Origin of the sequence: Bradyrhizobium sp. USDA 4532, assembly GCF_024171315.1 — a bacterium.
GTDB lineage: Bacteria > Pseudomonadota > Alphaproteobacteria > Rhizobiales > Xanthobacteraceae > Bradyrhizobium > Bradyrhizobium australafricanum.
The window spans coordinates 402769-418531 of sequence record NZ_JALJZN010000001.1; the positions used below are offsets into that span (position 1 = coordinate 402769).

Genomic DNA, 15763 nt, shown 5'->3' on the forward strand with positions numbered 1-15763 from the left:
CGCCTGATCTCATCGCCCGTTTTCCCGCTAGCGAATCCCCGCCATAAGGAGCACATCCCAAATGTCCGCCACCGCACTGCGTATCGTCGAAGGATCCTCCATGGACAAGTCCAAGGCCCTCTCAGCCGCGCTCTCCCAGATCGAGCGCCAGTTCGGCAAGGGCTCGGTGATGAAGCTCGGCAAGAACGACCGTTCGATGGATGTCGAGACGGTGTCGTCGGGGTCGCTCGGGCTCGATATCGCGCTCGGCGTCGGCGGCCTGCCGAAGGGGCGCATCGTCGAAATCTACGGGCCGGAATCGTCGGGCAAGACCACGCTGGCGCTGCACACGGTGGCGGAAGGCCAGAAGAAGGGCGGCATCTGCGCCTTCATCGACGCTGAACACGCGCTCGATCCGGTCTATGCGCGCAAGCTCGGCGTCAACATCGACGAGCTCTTGATCTCGCAGCCGGACACCGGCGAGCAGGCACTCGAGATCGCCGACACGCTGGTGCGCTCCGGCGCGGTCGACGTGCTGGTGATCGATTCGGTCGCGGCGCTGGTGCCGAAGGCCGAGCTCGAGGGCGAGATGGGCGATGCGCTGCCGGGTCTGCAGGCCCGCCTGATGAGCCAGGCGCTGCGCAAGCTCACCGCCTCGATCAACAAGTCGAACACGATGGTGATCTTCATCAACCAGATCCGTATGAAGATCGGCGTGATGTACGGCTCGCCGGAGACCACCACCGGCGGCAACGCGCTGAAGTTTTATGCCTCGGTTCGTCTCGACATCCGCCGCATCGGCGCTATCAAGGAGCGCGACGAAGTCGTCGGCAACACCACCCGCGTCAAGGTGGTGAAGAACAAGCTGGCGCCGCCCTTCAAGCAGGTCGAGTTCGACATCATGTATGGCGAGGGCGTTTCCAAGATGGGCGAGATCCTCGACCTCGGCGTCAAGGCCGGCATCGTCGAGAAGTCCGGCGCCTGGTTCTCCTATGACAGCCAGCGGCTCGGCCAGGGTCGCGAGAATTCCAAGGCGTTCCTGAAGTCGAATCCCGACATCACCGCCAAGATCGAAGCCGCGATCCGGCAGAACTCCGGCCTGATCTCCGAGCAGATCCTCGCCGGCACGCCCGAACGCGACGCCGAGGGCGAGGAGCCGACGGAGGAGTAAGTCTCAATCATTTCGCTGCAAGCGGGCGCTGAGGACGTTGAGTTGCCGACGTCTTCGGCGCCCGTTTGGTTTTGTGTGTCTTTTGTAAAGCAGTTGATCCTCAGCTTGCGGTGCTGATGCCATCGCGCGTAGCCGGAGAGCATCGTGACAAGTCTGATCCTGGCGACAAGTGAACTCGCGAGCTATCGCCTGAGGCAGGCGGGAAGGGCGGACATCGTCGTCGGGTTGAGGCCGCGCTTCGTTTGGGGGAAAATGCCCTCGTCGGATGACCTCACGACCCTGCTGGAACCGCGTTCCGCAAAGCATGTCGATTTCGACACGCACTGGCTCGACTTCGCCAGTTCAAGATGGACCGGCTCGATCGGTCGGGACATTGGGCTTGTCGAGTTGTGCGAGCGTTGCGATAGCGTCGAGCTATGGGCTGATCCCCAGCCGAATGACCAGTTGGTGCTGGCCTGGTTGCTCGACGTGCTCCGCCCGCACCGCCACATCGTAGCGAAGCTCAAGCTGGTCCAGACCGATGTCGAGATCGGCGGGTACCGAGGCGAGAGCTTGGCGAAATGGCGATTGCCTGCACTTGCGGTGACCGATGATCGGCTGGAATTGGCCGGTCGCGCCTGGAATGCCTATCGCGCTCCGACGCCCGAGCCCTGTTTCGACCTTCTCATGCAGGATCTGTCGGCCATCCCGCAGCTCCGCGCGGCGCTGATTGCGTTGCTGGAGGAGCTACCCGGGCAAGACACCGGCCTCGGCGCGTCCGAACTGCGGATGCTGGATCTCGTCGCCGACGGCGAGACAAGCCCACAGGTCCTTTCAAACGAGCTGAACCGGGAACGCGGCGTGTTCGATTTTCAGGAAGCGGAGCTGATCCTGGACCGGCTCGCCTATTGTCCATCACCGGTTCTGACCGGATTCCCCGCGGAGATCGAAGCGCCCGACGATCTGAAGGCCCGAAACAACCGACACCGGGACAGTCGGCTGTCGCTCACCGATTTCGGCCAGGAAGTGTCGGATCGCGAGCTCGACTTCAGCCAGTACAACACGATCCATCGCTGGTGGGGCGGCACCGAACTGACCAATGAGCGGCTGTGGCGCTGGGACGCCGAGAGCCGCACTCTCGTCGCTCCGTAAGGCTTGTTCGAGCGACGCCAGCACGCGACGTTCTGATCTCTACGCCAGCGCCTTTTCCCGGCTCGCGATCAGCGCCCGCAAATCCTCGGTCACCGCGACCGACTGATGGGTCTTCTGGTCGGTCGCGACCCAGATGATCTCGCCGGTGGCGCGCAGGTCATCGGAGCCTTTGGCGAAGATCGCGAGCGCAAGATTGATCGAGGAGCGGCCGATCTTGGCGACCCGGACGCAGACCTCGATGTCCTCGTCGAACCGGATCGGAGCCTTGTACTCGACGACCGATTTCACGGTGTGGAAGTCGATGCCGGTCCGCGCCACCTCGCCGAGATAGTCGTAGCCGAGCGCGCGGAAATATTCGGTGATGGCGGTGTCGAAATAGGTGAGGTAGTGGGCGTTGAACACCACGGCCTGCGCGTCGACCTCCGAATAGCGGACGCGGACCGGGAAATGGAACCAGAATTCCTCGCGCATGTTTCCTCCTGCCGCGGGCGGGCCAGTCCGTCATTCCGGGGCGCGACGAAGTCGCGAATCCGGAATCCGGAAGTCGTGGATCGAGATTCCGGGTTCTCGCTTCGCGAGCCCCGGAATGACACCGAGTGAATCACGCGTCAGAGACGCAGCACGACGTAGCTGCAACAATGGTGCGCTTTACTCAGCCGCCTGCGCGTAATCCTCGACCGGCGGGCACGAGCACACCAGGTTGCGGTCGCCGTAGACGTTGTCGACGCGGCCGACCGGGCTCCAGTATTTGTCGGACCGCGACACGCCGTCCGGGAAGCAGCCTTCGGCGCGGGTGTAGGCCCGGTTCCAGGCATCGTCGGCGATGTCGTGCACGGTGTGCGGCGCGTGGCGCAGCGGCGAGGCCTCGACCTCCCAGCGGCCCTTCTCGATCTCCGCGATCTCGCCCCGGATCGCGATCATGGCGTCGCAGAACCGGTCGATCTCGAACTTCGATTCCGATTCCGTCGGTTCGATCATCAGCGTGCCCGCCACCGGGAAGCTCATGGTCGGCGCGTGGAAGCCGTAGTCGATCAGGCGTTTCGCGATGTCGTCGACGGTGACGCCGCTGGTCGTCTTCAGCGGCCGCGGATCGATGATGCACTCATGCGCAACGCGGCCGCGCTCGTTGCGGTACAGCACCGGGAAGTGTGGCTGCAGCCGTGCGGCGATGTAGTTGGCATTGAGGATCGCGATCTCGGTGGCGCGCGTCAGACCTTCGCCGCCCATCATCAGGATGTAGATGTAGGAGATGGTCAGGATCGACGCCGAGCCAAACGGCGCGGCCGACACCGGGCCGATGGCGTGCGCAGTTGCCCCGTCGGTTGCGGGATGGCCCGGCAGATAGGGCGCAAGATGCGCCTTCACGCCGATCGGGCCCATGCCGGGGCCGCCGCCGCCATGCGGAATGCAGAAGGTCTTGTGCAGGTTGAGATGGCTGACATCGGCGCCGTAATCGCCGGGCCGCGACAGTCCGACCTGCGCGTTCATGTTGGCGCCGTCGAGATAGACCTGGCCGCCATGGGCATGCACGATGTCGCAGATCTCGCGGATATGCTCCTCGAACACGCCGTGGGTCGACGGATAGGTGATCATGACCGCGGCAAGGTTGGCGGAGTGCTTCTCCGCCTTGGCGCGAAGATCATTGACGTCGACGTCGCCGCGCGCATCGCACGCGACGACCACGACCTCCATGCCGACCATCGCAGCCGAGGCCGGATTGGTGCCGTGCGCGGAGGAGGGGATCAGGCACACCTTGCGGTGCGGCTCGCCGCGCGCGAGGTGATAGCCGCGGATCGCCAGCAGCCCGGCATATTCGCCCTGCGCGCCGGAATTCGGCTGCAGCGAGACTGCGTCATAGCCGGTGATGTCGCACAGCCATTGCTCCAGCCGCTTGAACAGCGCGTGATAGCCCTTGGCCTGATCCGCCGGCGCGAACGGATGCAGATTGCCGAACGCCGGCCAGGTCAGCGGGATCATTTCGGTGGTGGCGTTGAGCTTCATCGTGCAGGAGCCGAGCGGGATCATCGCGCGGTCGAGCGCGAGGTCACGATCGCTGAGCTTGCGCATGTAGCGCAGCAGCTCGGTCTCGGAACGATGCGTATTGAACACCGGATGGCTGAGGAAGGCGCTGGTGCGCCGCAGCTCCTTCGGCAGCGCCTCGTGCGCGCCGGCCTCGATCTCGGCATAGCTGAGCTTGCCGCCGAACACGCGCCACACCGCCTCGACCGTCTCCGGCGTCGAGGTCTCGTCGAGCGCGATGCCGAGCGTGGTCGCGCCGACGCGAAGGTTGATCTGTTCCGCCTGCGCGCGGGTGACGAGCTCGATCTGCTTGCTACCTGCCTCGACGGTCACGGTATCGAAGAACGCTTCGCTGGTCGGCGCAAAGCCGAGCTTGCGCAGGCCGGCCGCAAGCACGGTGGCGCGACGATGCACGCTGCGTGCGATATGGGTCAGGCCCTCGGGACCGTGATAGACCGCATACATCGAGGCGATCACGGCGAGCAGCACCTGCGCGGTGCAGATGTTCGAGGTCGCCTTCTCGCGGCGGATATGCTGCTCGCGGGTCTGCAGCGCGAGGCGATAGGCGGGCTGGCCACGCGAATCCACCGAGAGGCCGACGATGCGGCCGGGCAGCGAGCGCTTCAGCGTGTCGCGCACCGCCATATAGGCGGCGTGTGGTCCGCCATACCCCATCGGCACGCCGAACCGCTGCGCCGAACCGATCGCGATGTCGGCGCCGAGCTCGCCGGGCGAGGCGAGCAGCGTCAGCGACAGCAGGTCCGCCGCGACGATCGCAAGCGCGCCCTTGGCGCGCAGCGACGCGATGGCAGGCTTGAGGTCGCGTACTGCGCCCGACGTTCCCGGATATTGCAGCAGCGCGCCGAGCACATCGGCGTTGTCGAGCTCGGTCAGGGGATCGCCGACCACCAGCGCCCAGCCCAGCGGCGCGGCGCGCGTGCGCATCACCGCCAGCGTCTGCGGATGCACCTCCTTGTCGACGAAGAACACCTTTGCCTTGACCTGCGAGTGGCGCTCGGCGAGCGCCATCGCTTCCGCCGCGGCGGTCGCCTCGTCGAGCAGCGAGGCGTTGGCGACGTCGAGCCCGGTGAGATCGCAGATCATGGTCTGGAAATTGAACAGGGCCTCGAGCCGGCCCTGGCTGATCTCCGGCTGGTACGGCGTATAGGCGGTGTACCAGGCCGGGTTCTCCAGAATGTTGCGCTGGATCACCGCGGGCAGGATGGTGCCCGAATAGCCCTGGCCGATCAGCGAGGTGAACACCTGGTTCTGCGCGGCGAGCTCGCTCATATGCGCGAGCGCCTCGGTCTCGCTCAGCGCCCGGCCGAGATCGAGCGGCGCCTTCTGCCGGATCGACGCCGGCAGCGTCTCGTTCATCAGCGCCTGCAGGCTCGCGGCGCCGACCGTCTCCAGCATCGCGTTGACGTCGCGCGGCGACGGTCCGATGTGGCGGCGGACGAAATCGGTGGCGGCTTCGTTGATCGGCTTGAAGGGCGCGTTCATGACGTGATCCTCGGAGTGATCCTTTAGGCGGTGTGCGCGGCGTAGGCGGCCTCGTCCATCAGGCCGCCGAGCTCGCCCTTGTCGGCAATCTTCAGCTTGAAGAACCAGGCCTTGCCGCCGGCGTCGGAATTGACCAGCGCGGGCTCGGCGGCGAGCGCGTCGTTGACCTCGACCACCTCGCCGGAGATCGGCGCGTAAACGTCGGAGGCGGCCTTGACGGATTCGACGACAGCGGCGGCCTCGGCCTTCTTCAGGCTGCGGCCGACCTTGGGCAGTTCGACGAACACGACGTCGCCGAGCTGCGACTGCGCATAGTCGGTGATCCCGATCGTGGCGACGTCGCCCTCGATGCGGAGCCATTCGTGGTCGGACGTGTACAGCGTCGTCATGGGGTCGATCCTTTGGCGTTCAGCGTTTGTAGGTATTGGGGACGAAGGGCGTAGCGGCGACTTTCAGCGGCAGCCGCTGGCCGCGCACTTCGGCGAAAACGGTGGTGCCGACGGCGGAAAGGGCCGTGGGCAGGTAGCCCATCGCAACCGGCGCATTGAGGCTCGGGCCGAAGCCGCCCGAGGTCACCTTGCCGATCTGCTCGGTCGAGCCGGCATCGGCGAACAGCGCGGCGCCTTCGCGCACCGGTGCGCGGCCGTCAGGCTTCAGGCCGACCCGTCGGCGCGCAGCGCCATCTGCGAATTGCGCGAGAATTTTGTCGGCGCCGGGGAAGCCGCCGGCGCGGGCGCCGCCGCTGCGGCGAACCTTCTGCACCGACCATTCCAGCGCGCCTTCGACCGGTGTCGTCGTGGTGTCGATGTCATGGCCATAGAGGCACAGCCCGGCTTCGAGCCGCAGGCTGTCGCGCGCGCCGAGCCCGATCGGCAACACGTCGGGATTGTCGAGCAGCGCGGTGACCAGGGCTTCCACCTTGTCCGCGGGCACGGAAATCTCAAAGCCGTCCTCGCCGGTATAGCCGGAGCGCGAGACGAAGCAGTCGACGTCGCCGACGCGGCGCGGACCGGCATCCATGAATTTCATCGAACCGACATCTGCACAAAGTTTCGCCAGCGCCGATTCGGCTTTAGGGCCCTGCAGCGCGATCAGCGCGCGGTCGGCCAGCGAGATGATCTCGCAGGCGTCGGAGAGATTCGCGCGCAGATGCGCCTCGTCCTCGGCCTTGCAAGCGGCGTTGACCACCAGGAACAGGTGATCGCCGAAATTCGCCACCATCAGGTCGTCGAGCAGGCCACCGTCATTGTTGGTGAATTGCGCGTAGCGCTGCCGTCCCGGCGCGATGCCGACGATGTCCTGCGGCACCAGTTTTTCCAGTGCGAGCGCGGCATCCGCGACCTTGCCGGATTTGGCCTTCAGCACGAGCTGGCCCATGTGCGACACATCGAACAGGCCGGCTTCCTTGCGGGTGTGCAGGTGCTCCTTCAGCACGCCAGCCGCGTATTGCACCGGCATGTCATAGCCGGCGAACGGCACCATCTTGGCGCCTCGCGCAAGGTGCAGCGCGTGCAGCGGGGTCTGTTTCAGCGGGGAGGTTTCGCGCGCAAGCATCACAGGGCCTCGCGGTTCCCGCCGGGGACCTATTTCCCCTTGAGAAACCTGCAGAAAGCCCCATCTGTCGCTGTGCCTGAGAGTATTATCCCGTCGGCGGACGCATCGGGGCGAACCCCAGCGTCTCTTTCCAGATGTCAGACGTCACGCGGTCCTTTTGCCTGAGAGTTTCCGGGGCGGTTGCTCCTTCGGCGCCGGCGGTAAGGCCGGTCTCTCCCGACGTGACTAGGTATAGGTAGGTAGAAAACACGGCGCCACCAAGACTGTCAACGCAGCTGCAGCAACTATCCAATGGGCTTTGTGCTGCCGCGGCAAGCCCATGATCCGCCTGCACAGTTTCTGGACACCGCAGCTGGCAATGTCTAAAAGCGTTCGGCCGGAAAATGACGCCTTTTTGCGGCTGGCCGGCCACTTTTTCCGATTGGATGAACATGAGCAGCGTCAACGACATCAGGTCGACATTTCTGAACTACTTCAAGGCGAACGGGCACGAGATCGTGGCCTCGTCGCCGCTGGTGCCGCGCAACGACCCGACCTTGATGTTCAACAATGCCGGCATGGTGCAGTTCAAGAACGTCTTCACCGGGATCGAGAAGCGTCCCTATCAGCGTGCCACCACGGCGCAGAAATGCGTGCGCGCCGGCGGCAAGCACAACGACCTCGACAATGTCGGCTACACCGCGCGCCATCTCACCTTCTTCGAGATGCTCGGCAACTTCTCGTTCGGCGATTACTTCAAGGAGCGCGCGATCGAGCTGGCCTGGAACCTGATCACGAAGGAGTTCGGGCTGAAGAAGGACAAGCTGCTCGTCACCGTCTACCACGACGACGACGAGGCGGCGGGCCACTGGAAGAAGATCGCCGGCTTCTCGGATGACCGCATCATACGGATCGCGACCTCGGACAATTTCTGGGCGATGGGCGATACCGGCCCGTGCGGGCCGTGCTCCGAAATCTTCATCGATCGCGGCGAGCACATCTGGGGCGGTCCGCCGGGCACGCCTGAGGAGGACGGCGACCGCTTCCTGGAGTTCTGGAACCTGGTGTTCATGCAGTACGAGCAGGTGACGAAGGAGGAGCGCGTGGCGCTGCCGCGTCCCTCGATCGATACCGGCATGGGCCTGGAGCGCATGGCGTCGATCTTGCAGGGCGTCGAAAGCGTGTTCGAGAGCGACCTGTTCCGCAACCTGATCGATGCGGCATCGTCGGCGCTCGGCCATGGGCCGAACGCGCGGAACGTGGCGTCGTACCGGGTGATCGCGGACCATCTGCGTTCGTCGGCTTTCCTGATCGCCGATGGCGTGCTGCCGTCGAACGAGGGCCGCGGCTATGTGCTGCGCCGGATCATGCGCCGCGCGATGCGCCATGCGCAGCTGCTCGGCGCGAGCGAGCCGCTGATGCATCGGCTGGTCTGGGCGCTGGTCCGCGAGATGGGCCAGGCTTATCCGGACTTAGTGCGCGCTGAGAAGCTGATCGAGGAGACGCTGCGGCTGGAAGAGACGCGGTTCCGCAAGACCCTGGTGCGCGGATTGTCGCTGCTCGACGAGAAGAGCGCCGGCCTCAAGAAGGGCGACATGTTCGACGGCGACACCGCCTTCACCCTGTACGACACCTTTGGTTTCCCGCTGGACCTGACCCAGGACGCGTTGAAGTCGCGCGGTATCAGCGTCGACCAGGCGGCGTTCACCGACGCGATGGAGCGCCAGCGCATCAAGGCGCGTGCGTCTTGGGCGGGCTCCGGCGAGGCGGCGAGCGAAGCGATCTGGTTCCCGCTGCGCGAGAAGCTCGGCGCGACCGAGTTTCTGGGCTACGAGACCGAGAGCGCGGAAGGCGCGGTGACGGCGCTGATCAAGGACGGCGCCGAAGTCGCGAGCCTCAAGGCCGGCGAGAGCGGCGCGATCGTCTTGAACCAGACGCCGTTCTACGGCGAGTCCGGCGGCCAGGTCGGCGACACCGGCGTGCTGACCGGGGAGGGCGTTAAGTTCCGCGTCACCGACACGCAGAAGAAGGCCGGCGATCTCTTTGTGCATCTCGGCACGGTGGAGCAGGGCACGCTCGGTGTCGGCACCGCATTACAGCTCGAGGTCGACCACACCAGGCGCTCGTCGATCCGCGCCAACCATTCGGCGACGCATCTGTTGCACGAGGCGCTCCGCCAGGTGCTCGGCGATCACATCGCGCAGCGCGGCTCGCTGGTGACGCCGGACCGGCTGCGCTTCGACTTCGTGCATCCGAAGCAGATCACGCCGGAAGAGCTCGCCCGGATCGAGGACATCGCCAACGATGTCGTGCTGGAGAATGACGAGGTCACGACCCGGGTCATGGGCGTCGACGATGCCCGCGAGGCCGGCGCCCGCGCGCTGTTCGGCGAGAAATACGGCGACGAGGTTCGCGTCGTGTCGATGGGCAAGGGCGCCCGCGATCACGGCCAGAACGCGCTTGGCTGGTCGGTCGAGCTCTGCGGCGGCACCCATGTCCGCCGCACCGGTGACATCGGCATGATTTCCGTGACCAGCGAGGGCGCGGTCGCGTCCGGCGTGCGCCGTATCGAGGCGCTGACCGGGCATCATGCGCGCAAGCACGCCAACGACACCATCGCGCTGGCCAAGACCGCGGCGCTGGAGCTGCGCACCACGATCGACGACGTGCCGGCGCGCATCACAGCTCTGATGGAAGAGCGCAAGAAGCTCGAGCGCGATTTGTCCGACGCCCGCAAGAAGCTCGCGATGGGCGGCGGCGGTGCGTCGAACGGCGCCGCCTCAGCCGTTCGCGAGGTCGGCAATGTCAAGCTGCTGGCGCGCGCGGTCGAGGGCGTCGAGACCAAGGATCTCAAGAGTCTCGTCGACGACGGCAAGAAGCAGATCGGCTCGGGCGTGGTCGCGATCGTTGGCGTCACCGAGGACGGCAAGGCCGGCATCGTGGTCGGCGTCACCGCCGATCTGACCGCGCGGTTCAACGCGGTCGAGCTCGTGCGCAAGGGCTCCGAGGTGCTCGGCGGCAAGGGCGGCGGCGGCCGGCCCGACATGGCGCAGGCCGGCGGGCCCGACGGCGCCAAGGCCGACGCCGCGCTGTCGGCGATCGAACAGGCCATGACCCAACAGGCATCGGCTGGCGCCTGACGGAGAGGCTGATCGTGGCGACGGCTCCGCTTAAGCCCACGATCGGCGATCCCGGGCTGCGCGACCGTCTCTACGAGCTGCTCGAACGCGATGATCTGCCGCATTCGGGCGGCTTGCGCTTTGCCCGGGTCATCGTCGCCATCATCGCCGTCGATGTGCTGGCGGCGATCCTGGCCTCCGTGCCCGAGATCGACGCGCAGTTCGGCTGGCTGCTGACGACCATCGAGATCGCGGCGGTCATCGCCTTCGCGCTGGAATATGCCGCGCGGCTCTGGAGCGTGGTCGGCCACTCGCTGCGCGACATGACGCCGGCGCGGGCGCGGCTGGAATACGCCTTCTCGGCGCTCGGCGTGATCGACCTGCTGGCCTTCCTGCCGTCGGCCGTCGCGCTTGCGACCGGCGACAAGACCGCGCTGGTGCTGTTCGGCATGCTGCCGTTCCTCAAGCTGGTGCGCTATTCGACCGCGATGCGCTCGCTGCTGGCGGCGCTACATGCCGAGCGGCGCACGCTGTTCGGCTGCGTGGTGATCCTGACCGGCGCCGTGCTGCTGTTTGCCTCGCTGCTCTATGCCATCGAGCACAGGGTGCAGCCGGACAAGTTCGGCACCATGCCGCAGGCGATGTGGTGGGCGATCGTGACGCTCGGCACCGTCGGTTACGGCGACGTCGTCCCGATTACGCCGCTCGGCCGGACCGTCACGGTGGTCGCGATCGTGGTCGGCTTCGCGATGATCGCGCTGCCGGTCGCGATCATCTCGACCGCGTTCGCCGACGAGGTCCGGCGCCGCGACTTCGTCGTGACCTGGGGCATGCTGGCGCGGGTGCCGCTGTTCTCACATCTTGGCGCTGCCGATATTTCCGACATCATGCGCTTGCTGCGGTCGCAGACCATCGAGGCCGGCGAGGTCTTGGTGCGGCGCGGCGATGCGGCGTCATCGATGTATTTCATCACCGCGGGCGAGGTCGAGATCGACCTGCCGAGCCAGCTTGTGCGGCTTTCCGACGGCGCGTTCTTCGGCGAGATCGCGCTGCTGCGGCGGACCAGCCGCTCCGGCACGGTGACGGCGGCGCGCAAGACCAAGCTCCTGGTGCTCGATGCGCAGGACTTCCATGCCCTGATCGAGCGCATGCCGGCGCTCGCCGCGCATGTCCGGGAGACCGCCGAGGCGCGGCTTGCCGACCCGATCGCGGCCGGCGGCGACCTTGCCGCCGCAGAGATCGCCCAGGCGCCGCGCGAAATCGACGGCGGCATCCGCGACTAGAACCTCATTCCGATTGAATCGGAACGAGGCCTCGATTCTTCGTTTGGCGCGTTTTCTGCACGCGAACCGGTATCCACTTCGCTCGAAAACGCTTAGTCCCGTCGCAGGAACACGTAATCCGCCGAGTAGGCCGCTCCCTTCAGCGCGCCTGATTTGTCGCAAGCGCCGCTGAGCTCGCCGCCCGAGGTGTTGATCCGCTGCACGGTTGCGACGCCGGAGAAGAGGCCGTTGCCGCGATGGGCGATCACCTCGAGCTTCAGCCAGGGAATATCGGCGGCGGTGGCGCCGGGTGTGCTGCCGGCGGTGCGGGCGGTCACGACGCTGCCGTCGACATGCTCCCAGTTCGGACCCGCATAATGCCGGCCGACCGTGCGGCCGTCGGCGATCAGGGTGGCGATCGGTTCGCGGAACGACCAGGCGAGCTTGCCGTCGGTGACCGGCTTGCACTCATAGACCTGCACGCCCTCGGCATGGACGGTGAGGATCTTGGACTCGCCAGGCGCCGCGACGGCGTCGGGCAGGGGATCGGCAGCGAATGCCGCCGACGTGGTGAGCGAGAACGATGCGAGCACGACGGCTCTGACAAGGGCCACGGTCATGCTCGCACCTGTCTTCCCAGGATGACGGCCTCAGGCCGCGATCGCCTTCACGAGGTTGTCGGATACCTTGTCGAGGAATCCGGTGGTCGAGAGCCAGCGCTGGTCGGCGCCGACCAGGAGCGCGAGGTCCTTGGTCATGTAGCCCTCTTCGACGGTCGCGACGCAGACCTTCTCCAGGGTGGTGGCGAACTTTGCCAGCGCCTCGTTGTTGTCGAGCTTGGCGCGATGGGCGAGGCCACGGGTCCAGGCGAAGATCGACGCGATCGAGTTGGTCGAGGTCTCCTTGCCCTTCTGGTGCTCGCGGTAGTGGCGGGTCACGGTACCGTGCGCGGCCTCGGCTTCCACGGTCTTGCCGTCCGGGGTGAGCAGCACCGAGGTCATCAGGCCGAGCGAGCCGTAGCCCTGGGCCACGGTGTCGGACTGCACGTCGCCGTCATAGTTCTTGCAGGCCCAGACATAGCCGCCGGACCATTTTAGCGCCGAGGCCACCATGTCGTCGATCAGGCGGTGCTCGTAGGTCAGGCCCTTGGCGTCGAATTCCTTCTTGAACTCGCGGTCGAAGACGTCCTGGAAGATGTCCTTGAAGCGGCCGTCATAGACCTTCAGAATCGTGTTCTTGGTCGACAGATAGACCGGGTAGTTGCGCATCAGGCCGTAATTGAACGAGGCGCGGGCGAAATCGGTGATGGAGTCGTCGAGATTGTACATCTCCATCGCGACGCCGGCGCCGGGCGCCTTGAACACTTCCTTCTCGATCACGGTGCCGTCCTCGCCGACGAACTTCAGCGACAGCGTGCCCTTGCCGGGGAACTTGATGTCGGTGGCGCGGTACTGGTCGCCATAGGCATGGCGGCCGATGATGATCGGCTTGGTCCAGCCGGGAACCAGGCGCGGCACGTTCTTGCAGATGATCGGCTCGCGGAAGATGCAGCCGCCGAGGATGTTGCGGATGGTGCCGTTCGGCGACTTCCACATCTGCTTCAGGCCGAACTCCTTCACCCGGGCCTCGTCGGGGGTGATGGTGGCGCATTTGACGCCGACGCCGACCTTCTTGATGGCTTCGGCGGCGTCGATGGTCACCTGGTCGTTGGTCTCATCGCGGTATTCCATGCCCAGATCGAAATAGAGCAGTTCGACATCCAGGAACGGGTTGATCAGCTTGTCCTTGATGTACTGCCAGATGATCCGGGTCATCTCGTCGCCATCGAGTTCGACGACGGGGTTGGATACCTTGATTTTTGCCATGACGGGGAGGCCCTCTTGGGAACGGCGCGCTTTTGACGGCGGGGGTGGAAAATACGCCTGCGCTATAGCACCGCCCGGGGGCGGGCGGAAGCGGAGGGGTTATGCACTTTCAGCCCATCTTTTCACCGAGAACCGCCACTCTGGACGGACCAGAATAGCGCCTCTCGGCCCTTGTTCTTGACGGGTTTTCTTCACGCGAACCGGTGCCCGCTTCGCTTGAAAACCCTCTAAAACGCCGCCTGCGTCGCGGTCCCGGCCACGATGTACCAGGTCACGAACAGGCCCGCGATCAGGGCCCCCGGCAGGCTCGATCCGGTCCGCCGCCAGGTGAAGGTCGCGATCACGGCGACGATCGCGAGCAGGGGCACGAACTGGATCGCGACGATGGTCGAGAGCGGCACGAAACCGGGGTCCGGGACCGGGTTGAACAGCTTCCCCGTCAGCCACAGCGTGCCGTATTGCAGCACCAGCAACACGATGAAACCGAACGTCAGCACCAGGATGTTGGTCAGGTACAGCGCCCCGCGCGGCGCATCCATGGTCGAGAAATTCCGGTGCAGCACGTGCAGCGCCACGACGAAAAACGCCGTGAACGGAATCAGATAGATCAGGAAGATGAGGAATTGCTTCGCGCTCATCAACTTGAGTGCGACGATCCAGAAGCGGAAGTCGATCTTGAAGGCGAGGTCGGCAAGCCACAGCGCGGCGTAGCCGACCGCGACCGAAGCCAGCGCGATCACGATGGATTGACCGACGAGGCCGGCCCGGGTGGTGCGCCTTGGGGCGAAGGGCATCAGCGCCAGCGTGATCAGGCCGTTGATAATGGCCCAGACCAGGATCTGGTTGGTGATGCCCTGCGGCAGGAATGCGCTGGGGGCCACGAAGGTGCCGCCCAGCGCGAAGGCCGGATAATAGGTCAGCGCCGGGATGAAGGCGGACAGGATGAACGCCGTGGTCCAGCGCCGGCCCTTGGCAGCCTCATGCGGCGGCATGGTGCCGTCGGCAACCGCCGGCAGCCGGAGGCGGGAGAACGTCTTGGCTTCCAGCAGCCCGTCGAACGTCCCGATGACAAGGGCAATGAAACCGATGAGGGCGATGAGCGTGCCGATCTCCTTGCGGAACCAGATCTGATCGTCGACCGGGCGCGGGGTGCCGCCCTTCAACGTCTTGGCGAACCAGTCCAGGCTGTAGCCGATCGTTTCATGCGAGATGTGCTCCGCCGGATGGGTCATCGCCGGGGTGTACAGCGCCCGCGCGGTGCCGTTGGCTGGATCGCCATAGACCTTGCCCGGCTCGACCGCGCCTTGGGTGCCGAACAGCGCCCAGAGCTTTGGGCTCGTGGTGACGTCGCGGGCCAGCTGGACGCCCCACATCAGGTCGGGGAATTCCTCATACTGGGCGAACACCAGCGCGGTGTTGCGCGGCCACGACGTGGTGCCCTCGGCCGCGAACGGCTTGCCGGTGGACGAGCCCTCCAGCACCATCGACTTGTAGTCGTTGGGCTGAGCTGCGGCGGCCGCCAGCACGGTCCAGCCGCCCATCGAATGGCCCTCGAGCCCGATATTCTCCTTGTCGACGAATTGGAGGCTGCGGAGATAGGCAAGGCCGTCAGGTCCGCCAAAACCGTTGGCGAAGGAGGGCGGGTCGCTGTAGCCATGGCCGGTCTGGTCGAGCGCCAGCACGACATAGCCACGGCGGGCGAACTCGATGGCGAAGCCGTCCTGGGTCTCGCGAGAATTGATGTAGCCGTGAACGGCGAGGATGCCGGGCGCCGGAATCTGCGCGGTCGCGTTCGGCGGGACATAGAGCAGGGCACTCATGGTGTTGCCCTTGGCGCCCTTGAACCTGACATCCTCGATCCGGATGCCGCCTGCGGTCTGCGTGAGGTGGGCGAGCAGGCCCCCCGCCACGATCAAGATCAGGCCCACAATCGCCAGCGTCCATCTGCCCCGCATCGTCGTCCCCCCAATGTGCTTTGACCCAAGTGCTTCGACCTAAAGTGCTTCGGTCCAAAGTGCCTCGCCGTTCAACCGGCGTCTCAAGCGTGCCTTTACAGCTTCGCTTTGGTTGTGGTTGATAGCCTATCCGAAGGCCAAGCGCGCACAAGCGGCGGGCCTCGTTCTGTGCGATCGGGATTCCGATTCAGGATTCGCAATCGCCGCTAACCCTGTTATCTGCTTG

At 65.6% G+C, this 15763-nt stretch carries 11 protein-coding genes and 1 riboswitch; of the genes, 4 read left to right on the forward strand and 7 right to left on the reverse strand.

From position 1 onward, the window contains the following. Positions 1–61 precede the first annotated feature (61 nt). Positions 62–1150 (forward strand): recombinase RecA, encoded by a 1089-nt coding sequence (recA, locus tag J2R76_RS01855; RefSeq protein WP_028337774.1) that lies wholly within the window; start codon positions 62–64, stop codon positions 1148–1150. A 144-nt stretch (positions 1151–1294) separates the two neighbouring features. Further along, on the forward strand, positions 1295–2281 hold the full coding sequence (locus J2R76_RS01860; protein WP_253623719.1) for a hypothetical protein: 987 nt from the start codon (positions 1295–1297) through the stop codon (positions 2279–2281). A 39-nt stretch (positions 2282–2320) separates the two neighbouring features. Here J2R76_RS01860 and J2R76_RS01865 read toward each other — a convergent pair whose 3' ends face one another. From J2R76_RS01865 to gcvT, 4 genes are all read right to left on the reverse strand, one after another. Next, a complete protein-coding gene (locus J2R76_RS01865) occupies positions 2321–2752 on the reverse strand; it encodes a thioesterase family protein (protein ID WP_253623720.1) in 432 nt (143 codons plus the stop codon). 177 nt (positions 2753–2929) lie between these two features. Beyond that, positions 2930–5803 (reverse strand): aminomethyl-transferring glycine dehydrogenase, encoded by a 2874-nt coding sequence (gene gcvP, locus J2R76_RS01870; RefSeq protein ID WP_253623721.1) that lies wholly within the window; start codon positions 5801–5803, stop codon positions 2930–2932. A gap of 23 nt (positions 5804–5826) precedes the next feature. Then, positions 5827–6192 (reverse strand): glycine cleavage system protein GcvH, encoded by a 366-nt coding sequence (gcvH, locus tag J2R76_RS01875; protein ID WP_057018368.1) that lies wholly within the window; start codon positions 6190–6192, stop codon positions 5827–5829. A 19-nt stretch (positions 6193–6211) separates the two neighbouring features. Then, positions 6212–7357, reverse strand: coding sequence for a glycine cleavage system aminomethyltransferase GcvT (gene gcvT / locus J2R76_RS01880; RefSeq protein ID WP_253623722.1), 1146 nt, complete (start codon positions 7355–7357; stop codon positions 6212–6214). 140 nt (positions 7358–7497) lie between these two features. After that, a riboswitch (glycine riboswitch) is annotated at positions 7498–7586 on the reverse strand. A gap of 202 nt (positions 7587–7788) precedes the next feature. Between gcvT and alaS the strand changes: the two genes are divergently transcribed. Then, positions 7789–10476, forward strand: coding sequence for an alanine--tRNA ligase (gene alaS / locus J2R76_RS01885; RefSeq protein ID WP_253623723.1), 2688 nt, complete (start codon positions 7789–7791; stop codon positions 10474–10476). Between the two features lie 11 nt (positions 10477–10487). After that, positions 10488–11738 (forward strand): cyclic nucleotide-gated ion channel, encoded by a 1251-nt coding sequence (locus tag J2R76_RS01890; protein WP_141340034.1) that lies wholly within the window; start codon positions 10488–10490, stop codon positions 11736–11738. Positions 11739–11830: 92 nt separating this feature from the next. On the opposite strand, the gene J2R76_RS01895 is transcribed toward J2R76_RS01890, so the two are convergent. The 3 genes from J2R76_RS01895 to J2R76_RS01905 form a co-directional block, all read right to left on the reverse strand. Further along, a complete protein-coding gene (locus tag J2R76_RS01895; RefSeq protein WP_141340029.1) occupies positions 11831–12337 on the reverse strand; it encodes a DUF3455 domain-containing protein in 507 nt (168 codons plus the stop codon). A gap of 30 nt (positions 12338–12367) precedes the next feature. After that, positions 12368–13582, reverse strand: coding sequence for an NADP-dependent isocitrate dehydrogenase (locus J2R76_RS01900; RefSeq protein ID WP_016848511.1), 1215 nt, complete (start codon positions 13580–13582; stop codon positions 12368–12370). A gap of 227 nt (positions 13583–13809) precedes the next feature. After that, positions 13810–15537: a S9 family peptidase gene (locus J2R76_RS01905; RefSeq protein WP_246786817.1), complete on the reverse strand. Its 1728-nt coding sequence runs from the start codon at positions 15535–15537 to the stop codon at positions 13810–13812. Positions 15538–15763: the final 226 nt, after the last annotated feature.